This is a genomic window from Rhodoferax sp. (assembly GCF_034520025.1).
GTDB lineage: Bacteria > Pseudomonadota > Gammaproteobacteria > Burkholderiales > Burkholderiaceae_C > Allorhodoferax.
In genome coordinates this window covers 262,004-282,103 of sequence record NZ_JAXHNZ010000001.1, presented here as the reverse complement: position 1 = coordinate 282,103, position 20,100 = coordinate 262,004, and the positions used below count along the sequence as shown (strand labels likewise).

Sequence of the window (20,100 nt, the reverse complement as noted above, 5' to 3'; positions counted from 1 at the left end):
GTTCCATGTCACGCAATAAGGCGATCGCCGTGTTCCTGGCGTTCGCTTTCGCTTATTTTTTGTCTGCTCTGATCCGCGCAATCACGGCCACGATAGCGCCTACTCTGGTTGCGGAGTTTCAACTGCAATCCGCTGATCTTGGCTTGCTTGCTGGCGGGTATTTTCTGGGCTTCGCTGCCATGCAACTCCCTTTGGGCAAATGGCTGGACAGCCATGGCCCGCGCAAGGTGGAGCTACTTTTTTTGGCAGCAGCCTTGGCGGGATGCCTCGCGTTTTCACAGGCCGACGGTTTTGTGGGGCTTTTGTTCGCGCGGATTCTCTGCGGTATTGGAGTCTGCGCTTGCCTCATGGCGGCCCTCACCGGATACCGTCGCTGGTTCGCCCCGGAACAACTGATGCGCGCCAATTCGTGGATGTTGATGGTCGGCGCGTTTGGCATGGTCGCTTCCACCTTGCCGGTCCAGTGGCTTTTGCCGGTCATCGGTTGGCGCGGCATCTTTTTGGCCTTAGCGGCCCTGATGCTGATCGGCATGGTCTTGATCGCTTGGCTAGTACCCGCGTGGGAGGCCCCTGCAACCGCTGCAACCGGTAGCGCACCGGTGCAGGGCTATGCCGAAGTGTGGCGCAACCCGTATTTCAGGGCATTGGCTCCGCTGGGCTTTGTTAACTATGGCGGCCTCGTGGCGATGCAAACCCTGTGGGCGGGCCCATGGATGACCAAGGTTGCCGGTTACACACCGGCCCAAGCCGCCAGTGGTTTGTTTTGGCTGAATGTGGCCATGTTGCTGGCGTATTGGCTGTGGGGATGGGCCAACCCATGGCTGGCTCGCAACGGGCATACCGCTGAAAAGATGATCCGCCGTTGGGTGCCGGTCAGTTTTGTGATGCTTGCTATATTAATCGTAGCGGGTCCCGCACTATCGGTGGGCGCTGCAGTCGTATTTGCCTTGTATTGTGTGGCTTCTACGGTCGCCGCACTTGCGCAGCCGGCGGTGGGCATGGCGTTTCCTGCCGGGCTGGCTGGACGGGCTCTGTCGGCCTATAACCTGGTGATTTTTGCGGGTGTGTTTGCGGTGCAGTGGGGCCTCGGCCTGTTGCTGGATGTCCTGAAGGCCCAAGGGCTGCCTGAAGTGCAGGCGTTTCAAGTGGCGTTTGCGGCTTTTGGTGGGGCCAGTGTGCTGGCTTATCTGGTGGCGTGCCGGGCAAAGACGCCATAATCAACGCCCAACTCTGACTTCGTATGAACACCGGCATCCTTATCATCGCCCACGCTCCCCTTGCCAGTGCATTGCGAGCCTGTGTGCTGCATGTGTACCCCGACGCGGGAGACGGAATCCGCGCACTGGATGTTCCCGCCAACGAAAACCCCGACGTGACCCGCGCAGCAGCCCTTGCGCTGCTTCGCCAATTCGGTGCGCCGCAAGCGTTGGTGCTGACCGATGTGTTCGGCGCCACCCCCTGCAACGTGGCCCAAAAGGTGGTGGATGGTCACCAGTCCAAGCTGGTGGTAGGCGTCAACCTACCCATGCTGTTGCGCACCGTTAATTACCGGCATGAGCCGCTGGACGTTTTGGTCACCCGAGCGCTCGCCGGTGGCACTCAGAGCATCATGCAAGTCGCGGTCACCGCACCGCAAAACCAACATCGTAAAACCCATGATCAGCACCAACACAACCATAGTCAATAAACTGGGCCTCCATGCACGGGCCTCGGCCAAGTTCACCAAATTGGCAGGCAGCTTCCCTTGCGAGGTCTGGATGTCTCGTGGTGAGCGCCGTGTCAATGCCAAAAGCATCATGGGCGTGATGATGCTGGCAGCCGGAATAGGCTCCGAGATCACTCTCGAGACCAGTGGCGACCGTGAGCAAGAAGCCATGGACGCCTTGTTGGCCCTGATCAACGACAAGTTCGGAGAAGGCGAATGACCCCGCTGCCCCCGACCCTGCGGAGCCTGCAGACATGACTTTTTCGGTCCACGGCCTCGCGGTTTCCCGGGGCATTGCCATCGGGCGCGCGGTCTTGGTCGCGTCGAGCCGGGTGGACGTCGCGCACTACTTCATCCAACCGGATGAGGTGGATGCCGAAATCGCCCGGGTGCGGGCAGGCCGCGATGCGGTGGTTGAAGAAATCTACCGCCTCCAAACCAGCATCAGCCGCATGGGCCCGAAAGAGGCGCCTACCGAACTGGCCGCCTTGCTGGATGTGCATTTGATGCTGCTGCAAGACGAAGAGCTGGTCGGCGGCGTAAAACACTGGATCACAGACCGCCTGTACAACGCGGAGTGGGCCTTGACCACCCAGCTCGAGATCATTGCTCGCCATTTCGATGAAATGGAAGACGCCTATCTGCGCGAGCGCAAGGCCGATATGGAGCAGATTTGCGAACGGGTGCTGCGTGCGATGAAGGGTGGCCAGTCGCCGGTACTGCCCGCTCAGCGGCCGAGCCGCAAAGGCGCGCAACAGGACTTGTTGCTGGACGACACCGTGGATGTGCCCCTGGTGCTCATCGCCCACGATCTGTCGCCGGCCGATATGCTGCAGTTCAAGCAAAGCGTGTTTGCGGGCTTCATCACCGATGTGGGCGGCAAAACCTCGCACACCGCCATCGTGGCGCGCAGCATGGACATCCCCGCGGTGGTAGGAGCGCGCACCTGCAGCCAATTGGTGCGGCAGGATGACTGGGTGATCATCGATGGTGACGCCGGTGTGGTCATCGTGGACCCATCGCCCATCATCCTCGCGGAATACGGCTTCAAACAGCGCCAAGGTGAACTCGAACGGGGCCGCTTGCAGCGCCTGCTGCCCACCCCTGCCGTCACCATGGATGACGAGAAAATCCAATTGCTGGCCAACATTGAAATGCCGGAAGACGCTCAAGCCGCACTCAAGGCAGGCGCATTGGGCGTCGGGCTGTTTCGCAGCGAGTTTCTGTTCATGGGGCGCCATGGCCAGTTGCCGGACGAAGAAGAGCAGTACCGGGCCTACAAAAAGGCAGTTGAAGGGATGGAGGGCTTGCCTGTCACCATCCGCACCGTGGATGTGGGGGCTGACAAGCCGCTGGATGCGTCAGTACATGACGACGCCCACCTCAACCCTGCGCTGGGCTTGCGGGCGATCCGCTGGAGCCTGGCCGAGCCCGCCATGTTTTTGACGCAGCTACGCGCGATTTTGCGGGCTGCCGCGCATGGCAAAGTCCGTTTGCTCATTCCGATGCTGGCCCATGCGAGCGAAATCCGCCAAACACTGGCGCATATTGAGCGGGCTCGTGCCCAGCTTGACCGCCGGGGGGATGTGTATGGCCCGGTGCAGTTGGGCGCAATGATCGAAATCCCCGCGGCAGCTTTGAGCCTGCCCTTGTTTTTGAAGTACTTCGACTTTTTGTCGATTGGCACCAACGACTTGATCCAGTACACCTTGGCCATCGACCGCGCTGACGAATCGGTGGCCCACCTCTATGACCCACTGCACCCCGCAGTGCTGCGGCTGGTCGCGGACACGATTGCCGAATGCCGTGCACAGGGCAAAGACGTGAGTGTGTGCGGTGAAATGGCGGGTGATGTGACCCTGACGCGCTTGCTGCTGGGCTTGGGACTGCGCAGCTTCTCCATGCACCCCGCGCAGATTCTGGCGGTCAAGCAAGAGATCTTGCGCTCCGACACCACCAAGCTGGCCGTATGGGCCCAGCGGGTGCGCACCGCGGAAGACCCGGCCTTGGAGCTGGCGGGCGGATACGTCTGATGCAAGTGTCGATTAGCTATTGTTTTAATAGCTAAGGGCGTAATTTCTGTGAGGGCTAGAGCATGTTTTCTTCAGATGTTTAAGCCTTAGCGCGCGAGCCCAACACGGCTGCTCCCACGATCATGGCGGCTGCCAACGCCACACTGGCGCTAGGCCATTCGCCCCGTATCCAGAGCAGGCCGAGGGTGGACAGCAATGGCGTCAGAAATGACAACACACCGATGGTGCGTGCATCTCCGCGTTTGAGCGCCGCATCCCACAGGTAAAACGCACCACCCAAGGGCCCCAAACCGAGTACCGCCAGCAGCTGCCAATCGTGCGCACTCAGCGTGACGGATGGCTCTAAGAGTACGTGGCACAGCAGTGAAAGCACTCCAGACACCAACCCAAACAAGCCGATCGCTGCATTCGGGAACGGCGACACCCGCCGGGTCATTAGCGAATAGCTAGCCCATACAAAGGCAGAGGCCATGGCCGGCAAATAGCCCCAAGCCCAACCGCCCATGCCGCTGCCGTTGTCGCGGCCACCCAAAATTGCCAGAGCCGCACCGGCAAAGCCGAGCAAGGCGGCCGCTACGTGCAGCGCACCCAGCCGCATGCCGGGCAGAAACAGCGGAGCCATCAACACAATGCCCAGCGGCCACAAGTAGTTCACCAAATTAGCTTGCACCGGTGGCGCATGGCGCAGGGCGACAAAGAGCAAAAAGTGAAACCCGAACAGCCCATAAACCCCCAGCGCCAACGTGGCAGCGGGCACCTTCCACGCACTCACCCGGCCGCGTGCCAGCAGGAAGCCAATCACATTGCCAATGACCAAGCCGACGCCTGTGAGCAGAAACGGCGGTACATGGCCCAAGGAGACGCCCAAAGGGGCCAGGCTACCCCACAGGGCGATAGCAGCTAGAGCAAGAAGGGATGCATTCATGCCTGCAAGCTTAGCCGCTCGGTACTTGTTGTCTGGCGTAGCCGGCTCAGGCAAGGCGCTGGTCGGTGGAAGGGCGCTTCCAGAGGTTGATGCCACCATCCACCGCGTGGCCGTCGATGGTAGCCAGCTCTTCTGCACTGAAGGTGAGATTGCTCATGGCGCCCACCAGGTCCACGATCTGTTCGGGCTTGCTGGCGCCGATCAATGCTGAGGTGACGCGTGCATCGCGCAGCACCCATGCGGTGGCCATTTGGGCCAGGCTCTGGCCGCGGGCTTGGGCAATCGCGTTGAGGGCGCGCACATGTTTGAGGTTTTGCTCGCTCAAGTGGTCCTGCTTGAAGGAGCCACCGCCCGGGCGGTTGATGCGCGCGTCCGCGGGCACACCGTTGAGGTACTTGTTGGTTAGCAGGCCCTGGGCCAGCGCGCTGAAGGCAATGCAGCCTATGCCGGTTTCTTCCAGCGCGTCCAGCAGGTCTTCCTCGATCCAGCGGTTCATCACGCTGTAGGAGGGTTGGTGAATCAGCATGGGCACGCCCATGCTCTTCAAAATAGCTGCCGCTTCGCGCGTTTTGGTGCCCGAGTAGCTGCTGATACCGGCATACAAGGCCTTGCCCTGCTGCACGGCGGTGGCCAGCGCGCCCATGGTTTCTTCCAGCGGAGTGTCGGGGTCAAAGCGGTGGCTGTAGAAGATATCCACGTAGTCCAGGCCCATGCGCTTCAGGCTCTGGTCCAGGCTGGCCAGCACGTATTTGCGCGAGCCTCCGCCCTGGCCATAGGGGCCGGGCCACATGTCGTAGCCGGCCTTACTGGAGATCAGCAGCTCATCGCGGTAGGGCTTGAAGTCGCGGCGCAGGTGTTCGCCAAAGTTGGTCTCGGCGCTGCCGTACGGAGGGCCATAGTTGTTGGCCAGATCAAAGTGGGTGATGCCCAAATCGAAGGCGGTGCGCAGCATGTCGCGCTGGGTCTGGAAGGGCGTGGCATCGCCAAAGTTGTGCCACAGGCCCAGCGACACCGCTGGGAGTTTGAGGCCACTTTTGCCGCAGGTGCGGTAGGGAACACGTCCGTCGTATCGGTCAGAGGCTGCGTGGTACATGGTGTGATTGGAGGATGAAAGTGACAACTGGGGATCGCTATTGTTGTTCATTTTTTATGCGCTTAAATTCAAAAGAAAATTGCTCCGATTTCTGCAAATCTCACGGGCGCTGTGTACCTATCTCCCTGCATACTCCACGCCATGAATTTGAACGAATCCGACATGAAGACCCAAGAGCCGCGTCTGTGGATCAGCGATGGCTGGACTGCCCGCGTGGTGAAGAACGAAGATGACGATGGCTGGGCCGTGGCGATGACAGCCGACGGAGCCTCAGAGCCCGCGCTGGTCGGTCCTTGGACCATGGGCCGCGACAAAAAGAACCCCAAGCCACTCGACCAAAGTGCCTTTTTGACGCTGGTGAAAACCGCCCGCGAATTTGTGCGCCGCAGCGAACAGCAGTTACACGCCAGCCTGCACCAAAGTATGGAAGTGGCGGCAGGCGAGGGCCGCGTGACGGTCTACCTGGACATTGAGCCCGACGAAGAAAATCCTACCGCCACCCTGACGGCGAGGGATGAGGGCGATGACGTGATTGCGCAGGTCAAGGTGTCACCGGCTTTCAAGCTCAGCCGCGCCAGTGCGGTGGCTTGGGTCGAGCGTGGATACGCTAAGCCTTGAAGTAAAAATAGCTGCTAGCCCCCAATGAATGGGCGCCGGCAGCTATTAAATGTATAGCAACTCGGGTTTTAGGCGGCGGGTGTGCCCATCGCGTGGCCGGCTTGCACATCTGCGTGGTAACTGGAGCGCACCATGGCACCGACCGCCGCATGTTTGAAGCCCATTTTGTAGGCCTCTTCTTCAAACATCTTGAAGGTGTCGGGGTGCACATAGCGGCGCACCGGCAGGTGGCTGGTGGAGGGCGCGAGGTACTGGCCGATGGTGAGCATCTCGATGTTGTGGGCGCGCATGTCGCGCATCACTTCCAGGATTTCCTCGTCGGTCTCACCCAAGCCAACCATCAGGCCGCTCTTGGTGGGCACATCAGGGAAAAGTGCCTTAAATTTCTTGAGCAGGTTCAGTGAAAACTGATAGTCCGAGCCGGGGCGCGCTTCCTTGTAGAGGCGGGCAATGGTTTCCAGGTTGTGATTCATCACATCGGGCGGCGCGGCCTTCAGAATTTCGAGCGCGCGGTCATCGCGGCCGCGGAAGTCGGGTACCAGCACTTCAATTTGCGTCTTGGGTGAAAGTTCACGCGTCTTGCGGATGCATTCGACAAAGTGGCCGGCACCGCCGTCGCGCAGGTCGTCACGGTCTACGCTGGTAATCACCACGTAGTTGAGTTTGAGCTGGGCAATCGTCTTGGCCAGGTTGTCGGGCTCGTTCACATCCAGCGGGTCGGGGCGGCCGTGGCCCACATCGCAGAAGGGGCAGCGACGTGTGCACTTGTCGCCCATGATCATGAAGGTGGCCGTGCCCTTGCCGAAACATTCGCCAATGTTGGGGCAGCTGGCTTCTTCGCACACCGTGACCAGCTTGTTGGCGCGCAATGTTTCTTTGATTTCGTAGAAGCGGGTGGTCGGGCTGCCGGCCTTGACGCGGATCCAGTCCGGTTTTTTGAGCACTTCGCCTTGCTGCACCTTGACCGGGATGCGCGCCAACTTGGCCTGGGCTTTCTGCTTGGCCAAGGGGTTGTAATCGGCGGTCGATTGGGCCTCGCGCACCGTGGGGTTCGCGGTGCTGTGTTCGCGCTTCGTGTCGAGGGAGGTGTCGCTTTGGCTCATGGTGTGGCGTCTCTGCTGCGGGGCCGTGGCCCCGGGCGCACCTTAAGGTGCAAGATAAGTGGCGAGTTTTCGGCCCAGTACGTCTGCGGCATCTTGCCAGCTGACTTGAACCCCGATTGTAGAAAGGTCTATCGTTTGCAGCTGCGAATACCCGCAAGGGTTGATCCGCGAAAAGGGTTCCAGGTCCATGGCCACATTCAACGCGACCCCGTGGTACGTGCAGTTGCGGCTGACCTTGATGCCGAGTGCCGAAATTTTGCCCAGCCCTGTGAAGTCCGGGTCTTGGTGGTGGACCGCTCCCATGCGGGGGCGCTGCTCCAAGGGAGTGTGGCCGCAAGGGTCACTCAGCCGGACGTATATGCCCGGAGCACCCGCCACGCGGTGGCCGGTCACGCCAAAATGGAACAAAGTTTTGATCACTGCTTCTTCGATGCGATAGACATATTCTTTGACGAAGTACCCTGCCCGTTTGAGGTCGATCATCGGGTAACCCATCACCTGCCCCGGGCCGTGATAGGTCACCTGGCCGCCACGGTTGGTCTGCACAATCGGGATATCGCCGGGCATAAAAATATGTTCCGGCTTGCCTGCTAAGCCTTGTGTGAAGACCGGTGGATGCTCACAAATCCATAGCTGATCACGCTCTTCTGACGCGGGGCCTACGGGTCTTTTGGTCGTAAAGCGCTGCATGGCCTCATAGGTCGGCACATAGTCCAACTTGCCGCGCTGAAACAGGTCTATCGTCACGGACTTACAGCACCACTTTCACCATGGGGTGCGTCGACAAGGTGCGGTACAGCTCGTCGAGTTGCTCGCGACTGGTGGCAGTCACTGTAATGGTGACGCCAAGGTAATTGCCGCCTTTGCTTTCGCGGAGCTCAATAGTCTTGGGATCAAACGCGGGGTCGAATTGCTTCGCAATCATGCCAATCGCCTGCACCAAACCATCGACCTTGTGCCCCATGACTTTGATGGGGAATAGAGACGGGTATTCGATTAAGGACTCTGCGCGTGGATTGCTCATGTTGTCGCCTGGGGACTTGGTGGTGGCCATGCTCGCGCCTTTCAAAAGTTAGCTGTTATCCGGCGGGGACTTTCCTGCGGGGTGCTGGTGTGTCGGACTGAAACGATTATCGCCGTCGATGCATAAGTCCTGAGGCGCTGTCTGCTAAAGCTTACGGGGCACTGATAGCCTCCCGTTTTTGCGCAATTGCAGTCTTGAGCGGGTTTCTACGTATAATCAGAGGCTGTGCATCGAACCGGGTAACAGGACGCGGGCGTTTTTGACAATGACAACATCGCACGACAATTCTGTTATCGCAAGCTCTGGCAACCCAGATGGGGTGTTGGAGGATGAGTTCAAGCCCTTGACAGCAGCCGAGGCCCATCAGTGGCGCCAACGCAATCCTCCGGTATCTCCGTGGCGAGTAATCGGTATGCAATGTGTTGCTGCCGTAGTCGCAGTGGTGATTGCTTGGCTGGGTTTTGGACAGGTCGTTGGCTTGTCTGTGTTGTATGGGTCTTTGGCGGTAATGATTCCTGCCGCGGTTTTGGCTCGAGGCCTCCGCAAGCAGGTGATGCTCAAAGATTCCGGGGCGGCATTTTTAGGTTTTGTGGTTTGGGAGGTGGTGAAGGTTGTGCTGACGGTAGCGATGCTGCTGGCTGCGCCCAAGCTGGTTCCCGAGCTGAATTGGTTGGCACTTGTGGCTGGCTTCGTGGTGGCGATGAAGGTGTATTGGGTGGCCGCTTGGCTGCAATCCAAGCGCAAGCATTCCACTGAAATTATTTGACTTTGGTGACATATGGCTTCTGACAACGCTGAAACCCATGCCCCCTCTGCCGGTGAGTACATCCAGCACCACCTGCAGCATCTGCAGAAAAACTTTGATTTCGAGAGCGTCAAGCAAACGAGCATTGTTGATTTCAGCGTCTTCAACCTAGACTCTGTCGTCTTTTCGTTGATCTTGGGTGTGTTGGGCTGTTTCTTCCTGTGGAACGGCGCGCGCAAAGCCACGTCTGGCGTTCCCGGGCGATTCCAAGCTGCTGTTGAAATCCTCTCCGAAATGGTAGAGACGCAGGCCAAAGGCGTGATCCACAACGCGAAAAGCCGCAAGGTCATTTCTCCATTGGCTCTGACCGTGTTTGTCTGGATCTTCCTGATGAATGCAATGGACATGTTGCCTGTCGATTTGATCCCTCAAATCTGGCACACAGCCGGCCCAGCGATGGGGTTCAAGGACTACATGCGCGTGGTTCCGACGGCGGACTTGTCTACCACCTTGGGTCTGTCGGTGTCGGTGTTGTTTGTGTGTTTGGTTTACAACATCAAGATTAAGGGTCTTGGCGGCTGGGCGCATGAACTCGTTGCCGCACCGTTCGGCGATCACTGGATCCTGTATCCGATCAACTTCTTGATGCAGGTAATTGAATACATTGCCAAAACGGTTTCGCACGGAATGCGACTGTTTGGCAACATGTTTGCAGGTGAGTTGGTGTTCATGTTGATCGCTCTGATGGGTGGTGGCTGGGCGCTGTCAGCAACCGGAGTTGGTTTGGCCATTGGTCATGTCATCGCCGGAACTGTGTGGACACTGTTTCACATCCTCGTGATCACCCTGCAAGCCTTCATCTTTATGATGTTGACGCTGATCTACACCGGTCAAGCGCACGACGCACATTGATGATTTTTTCTTTTTCACTTTTTCTTTTTTTCTTTTAGGAGCATTTCATGGAAAACATTAACGGTTTGGTAGCGTTGGCTTGTGCTTTCATTGTTGGTTTGGGCGCGATTGGTGCCTCCATCGGTATCGCTTTGATGGGTGGCAAGTTCCTGGAATCTTCTGCTCGTCAACCTGAATTGATGAACGAACTGCAAACCAAGATGTTCATCTTGGCTGGTCTGATCGACGCTGCGTTCCTGATCGGTGTTGCTATCGCTCTGTTGTTCGCATTCGCAAACCCGTTCGTTGGCTAATCAACGGCCCCTTCACGTTAGAGAAGGAATCAAACAGTGAACATTAACGCTACCCTGTTTCTGCAGGCTATCGTTTTTGCGATCCTGGTGTGGTTCACGATGAAATTCGTGTGGCCCCCGATCACAAAAGCGCTGGACGAGCGGGCACAGAAAATCGCCGACGGCCTCGCTGCCGCCGACAAGGCAAAAGCTGAACTGGCTTCTGCCAACAAGCGCGTAGAAGCTGAATTGGCAACTTCGCGTAACGAAACTGCTTCCCGCTTGGCGGATGCTGAGCGTCGCGCTCAAGCGATCGTCGACGAAGCCAAGGCTCGCGCCTCGGAAGAGGGTGCTCGCATCATTGCTGCGGCGAAAGCCGAAGCTGAGCAGCAGTCTGTGAAGGCTCGTGACACCTTGCGCGATCAAGTCGCTGCTTTAGCCGTCAAAGGTGCTGAGCAGATTTTGCGCAAAGAAGTCAACGCAAGCGTTCACTCTGATTTGCTGTCGCGCTTGAAGACCGAGCTGTAAGGGAATCACATGGCTGAACTTGCCACCATCGCCAGGCCCTATGCCGAAGCTTTGTACAAGGCTGCTCAAGCGGATCTGAACGCTGCAGCAGTGTGGCTGGACGAGCTTGCTGAAGTTGCGTGTAACAGCCAACTCCAGCAGTTTGCCGGCAATCCCCACAGCACCAATGCACAGGTCTTTGATCTGGTCGCTGGTGTGATCAAAGCTGCTTTGCCTGAGCAAGGAAAAAACTTCCTGCGCACTGTGATCGATAACGGACGCCTTGCGGCGCTACCTGAAATCGCAGCCCAGTTCCGTGCACTGAAGAACGCCCAAGGCGGCTTTTCTGATGCCGTTGTATTCAGCGCTTTCCCGATCGATGCAGCTGCATTGACGGAAGTCGCCGCTTCTCTCGAGAAGCGATTCGGCCGCAAACTTAACGTCACTGTTAAGTTGGACGCTGAACTGATCGGCGGTGTCCGTGTGGTGGTGGGTGACGAAGTCCTTGATACATCTGTCAAAGCTCGTCTCGAACAAATGAAAGTGGCTCTATCAGCCTAAGGCATTGCCTTTTGCTGACAGCCCAACCAAAGAAAGAAGGAAAGAGTCATGCAACTCAATCCCGCAGAAATTTCTGAATTGATCAAGAGCCGTATTGACGGTTTGTCTGCCAGCGCAGACATCCGCAACCAAGGCACCGTGGTCTCTGTGACCGACGGCATCTGCCGCATCCACGGTCTGTCTGACGTGATGCAAGGTGAAATGCTGGAGTTCCCCGCTGGCTCTGACGGCTTGCCTACCTACGGTCTGGCTCTGAATCTTGAGCGTGACTCGGTTGGTTCCGTGATTTTGGGCGAGTACGAGCACATCTCCGAAGGCGACACGGTCAAGTGCACCGGCCGCATTTTGGAAGTGCCCGTGGGCCCCGAGCTCAAAGGCCGTGTGGTCAACGCCTTGGGCCAGCCCATCGACGGCAAAGGCCCCATCAACGCCAAGATGACTGACGTGATTGAAAAGGTGGCACCTGGTGTGATCGCCCGTAAATCCGTGGATCAGCCCATGCAGACCGGCCTGAAGTCCATCGACTCTATGGTTCCTGTCGGCCGCGGCCAGCGCGAATTGATCATTGGCGACCGCCAGACCGGCAAGACTGCCGTGGCTATCGATGCCATCATCAACCAGAAGGGTCAGAACATGACCTGCGTCTACGTTGCGATCGGCCAAAAGGCTTCTTCGATCAAAAACGTGGTGCGCGCCTTGGAGCAAGCTGGTGCGATGGAGTACACCATCGTGGTGGCTGCGTCGGCTTCTGAATCTGCTGCGATGCAGTACGTGTCTGCGTACTCCGGTTGCACCATGGGCGAATACTTCCGCGACCGTGGCGAAGACGCCCTGATCGTGTATGACGATTTGTCCAAGCAAGCCGTCGCCTACCGTCAAGTGTCTTTGCTGTTGCGCCGCCCACCAGGACGCGAAGCCTACCCCGGCGACGTGTTTTATCTCCACAGCCGTTTGCTGGAGCGTGCAGCGCGTGTCAACGCCGAGTACGTGGAAGCTTTCACCAAGGGCGCAGTGAAGGGCAAGACCGGTTCTCTGACCGCTCTGCCTATCATCGAAACTCAAGCCGGTGACGTGTCCGCTTTCGTGCCTACCAACGTTATCTCGATCACCGACGGCCAGATCTTCTTGGAAACTTCGTTGTTCAATGCAGGCGTCCGCCCCGCGATCAACGCTGGTATCTCGGTGTCCCGCGTGGGTTCTGCCGCTCAGACCAAGGTTGTCAAAGGGCAGTCCGGCGGTATCCGCAACGATTTGGCTCAGTATCGCGAATTGGCTGCGTTTGCCCAGTTCGCCTCTGATCTGGACGAGGCTACCCGCAAGCAGTTGGACCGCGGTGCCCGCGTGACTGAGCTGCTGAAGCAAAAGCAATACAGCCCCCAGTCCATCAGCATCATGAGCGCCTCGCTGTTCGCCGTGAACAAGGGATTCATGGATGATGTGGAAGTCAAGAAGATCCTCGCTTTCGAGCACGGCCTTCATGCCTACCTCAAGGACAAGCACGCAGCCCTGTTGGCCAAGGTGGAAGACACCAAGGCCCTGGACAAGGACGCTGAAGCTGAATTGACTGCTGCTGTGGCCGCGTTCAAGAAGACTTTTGCTTGATTTCCACCTGATCACAAGGAGCCATTGATGGCAGCAGGCAAGGAACTACGCACAAAGATCAAATCGGTGGAGAACACCAAGAAGATCACCAAGGCCATGGAAATGATCTCGGTCTCCAAAATGCGCAAGGCGCAGGAGCGTATGCGCGCTGCCCGCCCTTACAGCACAAAGATCCGGGACATTGCAACCCATCTGGGACAAGCCAACCCTGAGTACGTACACGACTTCATGAAGACCAACGATGCGAAAGCCGTGGGTCTGATTGTGGTCACCACGGACAAAGGACTGTGTGGCGGTCTCAATACCAACCTGTTGCGCCAAGTTACCGGCCAGCTGCGCGAAGCGCAGGCTGCCGGCAAGACCGCGAAAGCAGTTGCGATTGGAACCAAGGGCTTGGGTTTTTTGAATCGTGTGGGTGCTCAAGTGGTGTCTCACGTGACCCATTTGGGTGATCGTCCTCACCTTGACAAGCTGATCGGGCCTGTCAAGGTGTTGATCGATGCTTACGTGAAGGGCGAAGTCAGCGCTGTCCATGTCTGCTACAACAAGTTTGTCAGCACCATGCGGCAGGAACCGGTAGTGGAGCAGTTGCTTCCTTTGTCGACAGCCCAAATGGCGGCAGATACCAAGGCTGACGGAAGCCAACACGCTTGGGATTATCTGTATGAGCCCGATGCACCTACTGTGATTGACGACTTGCTGGTCCGCTACGTGGAAGCGCTGGTATTCCAGGCACTCGCAGAGAATATGGCATCGGAGCACGCAGCACGGATGGTTGCCATGAAGGCAGCCACTGACAATGCCGGTAACGTCATTGCCGAGCTCAAGCTCGTTTACAACAAGACCCGTCAGGCCGCAATTACCAAAGAGCTGTCTGAAATCGTGTCAGGCGCAGCTGCCATCAGCGGCTAAGCGAATTCAGAAATTATTGGAGCGAAAAAATGCAAGCCCAAGGAAAAATTGTTCAATGTATCGGCGCGGTGGTGGATGTGGAGTTTCCACGCGACCAGATGCCCCGTGTGTATGACGCTCTCAAGATGGAAGGCTCGCCGCTGACCCTCGAAGTGCAGCAGCAGCTCGGTGACGGCGTAGTGCGCACCATCGCGCTGGGCTCTTCGGACGGCCTGCGTCGCGGTCTGGTGGTGTACAACACCGGCGCACAAATCACGGTGCCAGTGGGCAAGGCCACTTTGGGTCGCATCATGGACGTGCTGGGTTCGCCCATCGACGAACGTGGCCCTGTGAGCCAAGATCACACAGCGTCGATTCACCGCAAGGCCCCGTCTTATGACGAGCTGAGCCCCTCGCAAGAATTGCTCGAAACCGGCATCAAGGTGATTGACTTGGTATGCCCGTTCGCTAAGGGCGGTAAGGTCGGTCTGTTCGGTGGAGCCGGTGTGGGCAAGACGGTGAACATGATGGAACTGATCAACAACATCGCTAAGGCGCACAGCGGCTTGTCCGTGTTTGCCGGTGTGGGTGAGCGCACCCGTGAAGGGAACGACTTTTATCACGAGATGGCCGATTCCGGCGTTGTGAACTTGGAAGATCTGCCAGAGTCCAAAGTGGCGATGGTGTACGGCCAGATGAACGAGCCACCGGGCAACCGTTTGCGCGTGGCCTTGACCGGTCTGACCATCGCTGAGTCCTTCCGTGATGAAGGTAAAGACGTTTTGTTCTTCGTGGACAACATCTACCGCTACACCTTGGCCGGTACCGAAGTGTCCGCGCTGTTGGGTCGTATGCCTTCTGCTGTGGGTTACCAGCCCACCTTGGCCGAAGAAATGGGCCGTCTGCAAGAGCGTATTACCTCCACCAAAGTGGGTTCCATCACTTCCATCCAAGCCGTTTACGTGCCTGCCGATGACTTGACCGATCCATCGCCTGCGACCACGTTTGCTCACTTGGACTCCACTGTGGTGTTGTCCCGCGACATCGCTTCTTTGGGTATCTACCCAGCGGTGGATCCTTTGGATTCGACCAGCCGTCAGCTCGATCCTTTGGTGGTGGGCGAAGACCACTACAACACTGCACGTGCGGTACAGGGTACTTTGCAGCGTTATCGTGAGTTGCGCGACATCATCGCGATCATGGGTATGGACGATTTGGCTCCCGAAGACAAATTGGCGGTTGCCCGTGCCCGTAAGATTCAGCGTTTCTTGAGCCAGCCTTTCCACGTGGCCGAAGTGTTTACCGGTTCTCCCGGTAAGTATGTTCCTTTGTCTGAAACCATCCGCGGCTTCAAGATGATTGTCGGCGGTGAATGCGATCATTTGCCCGAACAAGCTTTCTACATGGTGGGAACCATCGACGAAGCGTTCGAAAAAGCCAAGAAAGTTTAAGTCATGAACACCATCCACGTGGATGTGGTCAGTGCAGAAGAGTCCATCTTCTCCGGTGAAGCCGTCTTCGTGGCGCTTCCTGGTGAAAATGGCGAGCTGGGCATCAAGCCCCGCCACACGCCTCTGATCACACGCATCAAGCCCGGCTCGGTGCGTATCGAGAAGGCCGATGGAACTGAAGAGTTCGTGTTCGTAGCCGGTGGCATTTTGGAGGTTCAGCCGAACTGCGTCACTGTGTTGTCTGACACAGCGATTCGTGGCAAGGACTTGGACGAAGAGAAGGCCAACGCAGCAAAGGCTGCCGCTGAAGAAGCCCTGAAGAACGCAAAGAGCGAGATTGATATTGCGCGTATCCAATCTGAAATCGCTGTGATGGCAGCCGAAATGGTTGCAGCTCGCAGATTCTTGAAGAAGAAATAAGCGCTGCTACTCGATCAAAAGCCACCCCAGGGTGGCTTTTTTTATGGGCTGAACATCACTACTGGAGGGTAGGTGTGTCGCTGATCTCGTTCGTCAATGTTCTACCTTGAGTGACGGGAAAGTGTTCGGCCAGCAACGTCGACATCTCATCCAGCAACTTGAGCATGCCCACTTCAATTTCGCTTGATTGCACATGTTGTGCCATTCGAGACAGCATTGACTCCCACTCGGCGGCAGCAATAACACGTTGTACTGCGCGATCAAAGACAAACTCCACGGAGCGCTCGGCTAGACAAAGATAGATGAGCAGGCCATTGTTTTCTTCGGTATCCCAAATACCTTTGGCTGCAAACAAATCCTTTGCACGCATTTCTACCAGTGCCGACATTTCTTGCTTGCGCCACATGTAGGAAGTTGGCAAAGAACTTTCGATATGTAAGCTAACCTGTGCGCTGTGACCCTGCTCACAATGCCGAATTCCTTCGGCCAAGCGCTCGACAATCCCATGCGGAAGACGAAGGGCTGCGTCGTCAAACCAGCGATGTCTAATCCATCGAAGCAGGCGGATTTCCATTACCAACCTCCTGAGGCGCCACCACCGCCAAAATTGCCGCCGCCGCCCGATCTGTGGTTGCCGGCAGAGGAGCCGCCCGCATCGTGCCCGAAGGTGGTGCCGGTGCCAAAAGACAAGCCAGATGCATGGTGACCCATAGATCTGGTGCTAGCGCGACTCATCAAGAGTGAAAGCATAAAGCCGCCCAAGCCTGCAAGTAAGCAGCTCAGCCACGAATGGGTGACATAAAACACCAATGCAGCTGATAAAACACCGACCACAAGAGAGCCGAGGCGAGTACCCAAGGCCCGCCGTGCCATCGTGCCTCCAACTGCAGAGGCAAAGAAGACAAATACGCCAAGTTCCACCCAATTGAAGCTCTGCGCGTGTGCCCCGGAACCAGAAGGCCGTTGCGGGGCAGGTAGCTCCTCCGCTTTGATCAAAGATGCCAAAGCCGCTACGCCATTGCGTAATCCGCCAAGGTAGTCCCCTTCCACAAAACGTGGAGCCATTTGCTGTTGGATCACGCGCCCTGCCATCACGTCAGGAATGGCTCCTTCGAGAGCCTTGGCTACCTCTATGCGAATTCGCCGGTCGCTCTTGGCTACGATGATCAGCACGCCGTCACCCTCCAGCTTTCGGCCGACCTTCCATTCATTAGCCACCCTGTTGGCCAACGCCGCAATGTCCTCGCCGTCACTGCTGGGCAGAAGCCAGATCACTAACTGGCTACCTGTATCGGTCTCGATTGCAGCCAACTCCGCTTCAAGTTGCCGAATCTCCTCGGCTTGTAAAGTGCCACTGGTATCCGTGACCCGGGCCTGAAGTGCAGGAACGGCGATCACACCCGCGGCATGCGACCCCAGCCCGGCGCCCCACATCACCATGCCGGATAGCAAGGCAACGAGGCCACGCGACCATCGGTTCCACAGTTCCATTCTATTTTTTCTCGAAGTCCACGGTCGGCGGCACGGTGATGGCGGCTTCATTCGCCACCCCTAAAGTGGGTTTTGGCTGATAACCCAGGACGGACGCCGTGAGGTTGCTAGGAAAGCTACGCGCCAGGATGTTGTAGTCCTGCACACTTTGGATGTAGCGATTACGGGCCACCGTGATGCGGTTTTCGGTACCCTCCAATTGGACACGCAGATCACTGAAGCCTTGGTTCGCCTTCAAGTTGGGATACTGCTCGCTCACTACCAGCAGTCGGCTCAAAGCTCCACCCAGTTCGCCCTGGGCCTTCTGAAACTTGGAAAAGGCCTCCGGGTTATCCAAAGTCTCGGGAGTCACCTGCATGCTGGTTGCCTTTGCGCGAGCCTCTACCACTTTGGTAAGGGTGTCCTGCTCGAAAGCGGCTTCCCCCTTCACGGTGGCCACGATGTTGGGAACCAGATCAGCGCGCCGCTGGTATTGGTTGAGCACTTCGCTCCACGCAGCCTTGGACTGTTCATCCAAGCGCTGAAACTCGTTGTACCCACAGCCTGCCAAAACCAGCGCGAAGCCGAGTGCGGCTGCACATGCTGTGAACCGTGCGAACAAATTCCCTTTGTGGGCCGTGTATCGATACACCATGAAAAACTCCTGAACTGAAGTGCTCATCCTACTGTCCCCTGACCCTTCGGGACCATGACAGATACGCGAGAATGTGAATATGCCTAAAAACCCAGCAAAAATGCACGCCGCTATTGGCGGAACGCCCGATGAAACAGAAGCCGCTTTTTACGAAGCGATGCAGCTTGGCGACATCGACAAGCTGATGGCGTGCTGGGCGGACGAAGATGACATCGCGTGTATCCACCCCGGTGGTACCCGATTGATCGGCGTGGGTGCGATTCGCGCCGCATTCGAGGCGATGTTCGCGCACGGAGGGGCTATCCATGTGAAGCCGGAACATATTCGTCGGGTGGAGTCCCTGGCCAGTGCGGTTCACCATGTGCTGGAAACCGTGGAGATTCTTACGCCCGAAGGCCCTAGCAAAGCGCATTTTGTTGCTACTAACGTGTACCACAAGACTCCGCAAGGCTGGCGGCTCGTCGTACACCACGCGAGCCCGGGGAGCCCTGAAGATGCAGCCCAGCACCATCAACCTCCGCAGGTTCTCCATTGAATAACGGCAGCACGCTCATGAATAAAGCGCCAAGCGCTATGAATTATGTAGCGCCTGCCTGGTTGCCGGGTGGAAATCTCCAAACCATCTGGCCAGCCCTGTATTCGCGACGCGTCTTCGGCACGCATCCGGAATACCGCCGAGAGCGCTGGAGTACCCCCGACCAAGACTTTGTGGATGTGGATTGGCTGGTCACACCAGCACTGGCAGAGCGCCCGCTCCTGGTGCTGTTTCACGGGCTCGAGGGAAGCTCGCGCAGCCATTACGCAGAAGCCTTTGCGGACTATGCGCGCGCGCAAGGCTATGCCTATGCTGTGCCCCATTTCCGGGGCTGCAGCGGCGAACTGAATCTGGCGCCCCGCGCCTACCATTCCGGGGACTATGAGGAAATAGGCTGGATCCTCGACCAGTTCCGCAAACGCCATCAGGGCCCCATCATCGCAGCCGGCGTGTCCTTGGGCGGCAATGCCCTGTTGCGATGGGCCGAAGAGGCCGGTGACACAGCAGGCCAAACGGCCCAAGCTGTTGCGGCCGTGTGTTCGCCCATCGACCTTGCCGCAGGCGGCTACGCCATCGGACGCGGCTTCAACCGGTGGGTGTACACCCGCATGTTCTTAAACACCATGGTTCCCAAGGCGCTGCAAAAGCTGGCGCAATTCCCCGGCTTGTTTGATGGCGACGCCTTGCGCGCCGCCAAAGACCTCTACGAGTTTGACAATCTGTTCACTGCGCCCCTCCACGGCTTCAGCAGTACCGAAGACTATTGGGCCCGTGGCTCCGCCAAGCCGCACTTGTCACGCATCCGCATACCTGCACTCGTTGTCAATGCGCGCAACGATCCTTTTGTGCCTGCGTGGAGTCTTCCTTCTCAGGCGGATGTAGGCGACTTCGTGACCTTGTGGCAACCAGCGCATGGAGGCCATGTCGGATTCCCACACGGAAACGTGCCGGGTCATGTACGGACCATGCCAGAGGCGGTGGGCAACTGGCTCGCTTCCGCATTGCCAGGCGGAGAGTGCGCCCATGGATGACATCGTGAAACAAGCCATGGCCAAGTGGCCAAACGTGCCTGATTGCTACGGCTGGCTAGGGTTGGATGGACGTGGCGATTGGTACCTGCGGGACGACGCTGCGCAGGCCAGTGGGGCCTTCGTATCCCATGTTTTGGAAGCACGAGGAAGCCGCTTGCAGCATGAAAAACTGATCGACTTTATCCAACGGAACTATGCCGCCGATGCAGCGGGTTGCTGGTACTTTCAGAATGGGCCGCAGCGGGTGTATGTCGAGCTGATGCACACACCCTGGATCTGGCGCATTCAACCTGACGGACAGGTTCGCGCCCATACGGGAGTGCCCGTGTCGGTGCTGGAAAGCTATATCGACGAGCAAGGCTTGCTGTACCTGCAAACCACATTGGGCGTTGGACTGGTTCACACGGCGGATATGGCCCATGCAGCCGCCTATGTGGAGCAGGGTGTGTGGGTGCCCAGCGAGATTACCAGCGACTGGTTGGCTGCGCATTACCGGTTTGTGCGCAGCCCGCTTGCTGCCCATGCTTGATTTGAATATTGCTATTAA

At 57.7% G+C, this 20,100-nt stretch carries 25 protein-coding genes; 17 read left to right on the top strand and 8 right to left on the bottom strand.

Features of this window, described 5'->3' with window-relative positions; translation table 11 throughout:
• Window positions 1–5: 5 nt before the first annotated feature.
• The 4 genes from U5L73_RS01315 to ptsP are packed head-to-tail and all read left to right on the top strand — an operon-like array spanning window position 6 to window position 3,738.
• Window positions 6–1,217, top strand: coding sequence for an MFS transporter (locus tag U5L73_RS01315; RefSeq protein WP_416221251.1), 1,212 nt, complete (start codon window positions 6–8; stop codon window positions 1,215–1,217).
• Between the two features lie 23 nt (window positions 1,218–1,240).
• Window positions 1,241–1,687: a PTS fructose transporter subunit IIA gene (locus U5L73_RS01310; protein ID WP_322560670.1), complete on the top strand. Its 447-nt coding sequence runs from the start codon at window positions 1,241–1,243 to the stop codon at window positions 1,685–1,687.
• On the top strand, window positions 1,656–1,925 hold the full coding sequence (locus U5L73_RS01305; RefSeq protein WP_313882055.1) for an HPr family phosphocarrier protein: 270 nt from the start codon (window positions 1,656–1,658) through the stop codon (window positions 1,923–1,925). The genes U5L73_RS01310 and U5L73_RS01305 overlap by 32 nt, the downstream gene beginning before the upstream one ends.
• Window positions 1,926–1,959: 34 nt before the next feature.
• Complete coding sequence (gene ptsP / locus U5L73_RS01300; protein WP_322560669.1) at window positions 1,960–3,738, top strand: phosphoenolpyruvate--protein phosphotransferase; 1,779 nt, start codon at window positions 1,960–1,962, stop codon at window positions 3,736–3,738.
• 79 nt (window positions 3,739–3,817) lie between these two features.
• On the opposite strand, the gene U5L73_RS01295 is transcribed toward ptsP, so the two are convergent.
• Window positions 3,818–4,663, bottom strand: coding sequence for a DMT family transporter (locus tag U5L73_RS01295; protein ID WP_322560668.1), 846 nt, complete (start codon window positions 4,661–4,663; stop codon window positions 3,818–3,820).
• Window positions 4,664–4,709: 46 nt separating this feature from the next.
• Complete coding sequence (gene mgrA / locus U5L73_RS01290) at window positions 4,710–5,756, bottom strand: L-glyceraldehyde 3-phosphate reductase (RefSeq protein WP_322560667.1); 1,047 nt, start codon at window positions 5,754–5,756, stop codon at window positions 4,710–4,712.
• A gap of 141 nt (window positions 5,757–5,897) precedes the next feature.
• On the opposite strand from mgrA, the gene U5L73_RS01285 reads away from it, so the two are divergent.
• Window positions 5,898–6,374, top strand: a complete 477-nt coding sequence (locus tag U5L73_RS01285) for a hypothetical protein (protein WP_313874391.1) — start codon at window positions 5,898–5,900, stop codon at window positions 6,372–6,374.
• 68 nt (window positions 6,375–6,442) lie between these two features.
• On the opposite strand, the gene lipA is transcribed toward U5L73_RS01285, so the two are convergent.
• The 3 genes from lipA to U5L73_RS01270 all read right to left on the bottom strand — a co-directional run bounded on the left by lipA (window position 6,443) and on the right by U5L73_RS01270 (window position 8,531).
• Window positions 6,443–7,477 (bottom strand): lipoyl synthase, encoded by a 1,035-nt coding sequence (gene lipA, locus U5L73_RS01280; RefSeq protein ID WP_322560666.1) that lies wholly within the window; start codon window positions 7,475–7,477, stop codon window positions 6,443–6,445.
• Window positions 7,478–7,519: 42 nt separating this feature from the next.
• Entirely contained in the window at window positions 7,520–8,167 is a 648-nt protein-coding gene (gene lipB / locus U5L73_RS01275; RefSeq protein WP_416221271.1) for a lipoyl(octanoyl) transferase LipB, read from the bottom strand.
• Window positions 8,168–8,228: 61 nt separating this feature from the next.
• Window positions 8,229–8,531, bottom strand: coding sequence for a YbeD family protein (locus U5L73_RS01270; RefSeq protein WP_322560664.1), 303 nt, complete (start codon window positions 8,529–8,531; stop codon window positions 8,229–8,231).
• 235 nt (window positions 8,532–8,766) lie between these two features.
• Here U5L73_RS01270 and U5L73_RS01265 point away from each other — a divergent pair, with 235 nt between their 5' ends.
• The 9 genes from U5L73_RS01265 to U5L73_RS01225 are packed head-to-tail and all read left to right on the top strand — an operon-like array spanning window position 8,767 to window position 15,862.
• Window positions 8,767–9,267, top strand: coding sequence for an ATP synthase subunit I (locus U5L73_RS01265; protein WP_322560663.1), 501 nt, complete (start codon window positions 8,767–8,769; stop codon window positions 9,265–9,267).
• Between the two features lie 12 nt (window positions 9,268–9,279).
• Window positions 9,280–10,158, top strand: a complete 879-nt coding sequence (atpB, locus tag U5L73_RS01260) for a F0F1 ATP synthase subunit A (protein WP_322560662.1) — start codon at window positions 9,280–9,282, stop codon at window positions 10,156–10,158.
• A gap of 47 nt (window positions 10,159–10,205) precedes the next feature.
• Window positions 10,206–10,451: a F0F1 ATP synthase subunit C gene (atpE, locus tag U5L73_RS01255; protein ID WP_322560661.1), complete on the top strand. Its 246-nt coding sequence runs from the start codon at window positions 10,206–10,208 to the stop codon at window positions 10,449–10,451.
• 36 nt (window positions 10,452–10,487) lie between these two features.
• On the top strand, window positions 10,488–10,958 hold the full coding sequence (locus U5L73_RS01250) for a F0F1 ATP synthase subunit B (protein WP_322560660.1): 471 nt from the start codon (window positions 10,488–10,490) through the stop codon (window positions 10,956–10,958).
• 9 nt (window positions 10,959–10,967) lie between these two features.
• Window positions 10,968–11,498, top strand: a complete 531-nt coding sequence (locus U5L73_RS01245; protein WP_322560659.1) for a F0F1 ATP synthase subunit delta — start codon at window positions 10,968–10,970, stop codon at window positions 11,496–11,498.
• Between the two features lie 48 nt (window positions 11,499–11,546).
• Window positions 11,547–13,100, top strand: coding sequence for a F0F1 ATP synthase subunit alpha (gene atpA, locus U5L73_RS01240; RefSeq protein WP_310342381.1), 1,554 nt, complete (start codon window positions 11,547–11,549; stop codon window positions 13,098–13,100).
• Between the two features lie 27 nt (window positions 13,101–13,127).
• Window positions 13,128–14,012: a F0F1 ATP synthase subunit gamma gene (gene atpG / locus U5L73_RS01235; protein ID WP_322560658.1), complete on the top strand. Its 885-nt coding sequence runs from the start codon at window positions 13,128–13,130 to the stop codon at window positions 14,010–14,012.
• Window positions 14,013–14,041: 29 nt separating this feature from the next.
• The gene (gene atpD / locus U5L73_RS01230) at window positions 14,042–15,442 is read left to right on the top strand and encodes a F0F1 ATP synthase subunit beta (protein WP_296511072.1); all 1,401 of its coding nucleotides are present in this window, start codon (window positions 14,042–14,044) and stop codon (window positions 15,440–15,442) included.
• 3 nt (window positions 15,443–15,445) lie between these two features.
• Window positions 15,446–15,862 carry a F0F1 ATP synthase subunit epsilon gene (locus U5L73_RS01225; protein ID WP_322560657.1) on the top strand — a complete coding sequence of 139 codons (417 nt, stop codon included), beginning with the start codon at window positions 15,446–15,448 and terminating at the stop codon, window positions 15,860–15,862.
• Between the two features lie 58 nt (window positions 15,863–15,920).
• On the opposite strand, the gene U5L73_RS01220 is transcribed toward U5L73_RS01225, so the two are convergent.
• The 3 genes from U5L73_RS01220 to U5L73_RS01210 are packed head-to-tail and all read right to left on the bottom strand — an operon-like array spanning window position 15,921 to window position 17,987.
• The gene (locus U5L73_RS01220; RefSeq protein WP_322560656.1) at window positions 15,921–16,436 is read right to left on the bottom strand and encodes a TPM domain-containing protein; all 516 of its coding nucleotides are present in this window, start codon (window positions 16,434–16,436) and stop codon (window positions 15,921–15,923) included.
• Complete coding sequence (locus U5L73_RS01215) at window positions 16,436–17,353, bottom strand: TPM domain-containing protein (RefSeq protein ID WP_322560655.1); 918 nt, start codon at window positions 17,351–17,353, stop codon at window positions 16,436–16,438. The genes U5L73_RS01220 and U5L73_RS01215 overlap by 1 nt, the downstream gene beginning before the upstream one ends.
• A gap of 1 nt (window position 17,354) precedes the next feature.
• On the bottom strand, window positions 17,355–17,987 hold the full coding sequence (locus tag U5L73_RS01210; protein WP_322560654.1) for a LemA family protein: 633 nt from the start codon (window positions 17,985–17,987) through the stop codon (window positions 17,355–17,357).
• Between the two features lie 79 nt (window positions 17,988–18,066).
• Here U5L73_RS01210 and U5L73_RS01205 point away from each other — a divergent pair, with 79 nt between their 5' ends.
• From U5L73_RS01205 to U5L73_RS01195, 3 genes are read left to right on the top strand one after another with little or no spacing between them, the layout of a single operon-like run.
• Entirely contained in the window at window positions 18,067–18,522 is a 456-nt protein-coding gene (locus tag U5L73_RS01205) for a YybH family protein (RefSeq protein WP_322560653.1), read from the top strand.
• Between the two features lie 38 nt (window positions 18,523–18,560).
• Window positions 18,561–19,553: a YheT family hydrolase gene (locus tag U5L73_RS01200; protein WP_322560652.1), complete on the top strand. Its 993-nt coding sequence runs from the start codon at window positions 18,561–18,563 to the stop codon at window positions 19,551–19,553.
• On the top strand, window positions 19,546–20,082 hold the full coding sequence (locus tag U5L73_RS01195; protein WP_322560651.1) for a DUF2946 family protein: 537 nt from the start codon (window positions 19,546–19,548) through the stop codon (window positions 20,080–20,082). Before U5L73_RS01200 ends, U5L73_RS01195 begins: the two co-directional genes overlap by 8 nt.
• The last annotated feature ends 18 nt before the right edge of the window (window positions 20,083–20,100 follow it).

Excerpts from the sequence above, each read along its gene's own strand:
- U5L73_RS01200 (WP_322560652.1), top strand. The coding sequence starts at position 18,561 with ATGAATTATGTAGCGCCTGCCTGGTTGCCGGGTGGAAATCTCCAAACC.
- U5L73_RS01245 (WP_322560659.1), top strand. The coding sequence starts at position 10,968 with ATGGCTGAACTTGCCACCATCGCCAGGCCCTATGCCGAAGCTTTGTAC.
- atpD (WP_296511072.1), top strand. The coding sequence starts at position 14,042 with ATGCAAGCCCAAGGAAAAATTGTTCAATGTATCGGCGCGGTGGTGGAT.
- U5L73_RS01310 (WP_322560670.1), top strand. The coding sequence starts at position 1,241 with ATGAACACCGGCATCCTTATCATCGCCCACGCTCCCCTTGCCAGTGCA.
- U5L73_RS01225 (WP_322560657.1), top strand. The coding sequence starts at position 15,446 with ATGAACACCATCCACGTGGATGTGGTCAGTGCAGAAGAGTCCATCTTC.
- atpB (WP_322560662.1), top strand. The coding sequence starts at position 9,280 with ATGGCTTCTGACAACGCTGAAACCCATGCCCCCTCTGCCGGTGAGTAC.
- lipA (WP_322560666.1), bottom strand. The coding sequence starts at position 7,477 with ATGAGCCAAAGCGACACCTCCCTCGACACGAAGCGCGAACACAGCACC.
- lipB (WP_416221271.1), bottom strand. The coding sequence starts at position 8,167 with ATGCAGCGCTTTACGACCAAAAGACCCGTAGGCCCCGCGTCAGAAGAG.
- U5L73_RS01285 (WP_313874391.1), top strand. The coding sequence starts at position 5,898 with ATGAATTTGAACGAATCCGACATGAAGACCCAAGAGCCGCGTCTGTGG.
- mgrA (WP_322560667.1), bottom strand. The coding sequence starts at position 5,756 with ATGTACCACGCAGCCTCTGACCGATACGACGGACGTGTTCCCTACCGC.
- ptsP (WP_322560669.1), top strand. The coding sequence starts at position 1,960 with ATGACTTTTTCGGTCCACGGCCTCGCGGTTTCCCGGGGCATTGCCATC.
- atpE (WP_322560661.1), top strand. The coding sequence starts at position 10,206 with ATGGAAAACATTAACGGTTTGGTAGCGTTGGCTTGTGCTTTCATTGTT.
- U5L73_RS01215 (WP_322560655.1), bottom strand. The coding sequence starts at position 17,353 with ATGGAACTGTGGAACCGATGGTCGCGTGGCCTCGTTGCCTTGCTATCC.
- U5L73_RS01295 (WP_322560668.1), bottom strand. The coding sequence starts at position 4,663 with ATGAATGCATCCCTTCTTGCTCTAGCTGCTATCGCCCTGTGGGGTAGC.
- atpG (WP_322560658.1), top strand. The coding sequence starts at position 13,128 with ATGGCAGCAGGCAAGGAACTACGCACAAAGATCAAATCGGTGGAGAAC.
- U5L73_RS01205 (WP_322560653.1), top strand. The coding sequence starts at position 18,067 with ATGCCTAAAAACCCAGCAAAAATGCACGCCGCTATTGGCGGAACGCCC.
- U5L73_RS01265 (WP_322560663.1), top strand. The coding sequence starts at position 8,767 with ATGACAACATCGCACGACAATTCTGTTATCGCAAGCTCTGGCAACCCA.
- U5L73_RS01220 (WP_322560656.1), bottom strand. The coding sequence starts at position 16,436 with ATGGAAATCCGCCTGCTTCGATGGATTAGACATCGCTGGTTTGACGAC.
- U5L73_RS01305 (WP_313882055.1), top strand. The coding sequence starts at position 1,656 with ATGATCAGCACCAACACAACCATAGTCAATAAACTGGGCCTCCATGCA.
- U5L73_RS01315 (WP_416221251.1), top strand. The coding sequence starts at position 6 with ATGTCACGCAATAAGGCGATCGCCGTGTTCCTGGCGTTCGCTTTCGCT.
- U5L73_RS01210 (WP_322560654.1), bottom strand. The coding sequence starts at position 17,987 with ATGGTGTATCGATACACGGCCCACAAAGGGAATTTGTTCGCACGGTTC.
- U5L73_RS01270 (WP_322560664.1), bottom strand. The coding sequence starts at position 8,531 with ATGGCCACCACCAAGTCCCCAGGCGACAACATGAGCAATCCACGCGCA.
- U5L73_RS01195 (WP_322560651.1), top strand. The coding sequence starts at position 19,546 with ATGGATGACATCGTGAAACAAGCCATGGCCAAGTGGCCAAACGTGCCT.
- atpA (WP_310342381.1), top strand. The coding sequence starts at position 11,547 with ATGCAACTCAATCCCGCAGAAATTTCTGAATTGATCAAGAGCCGTATT.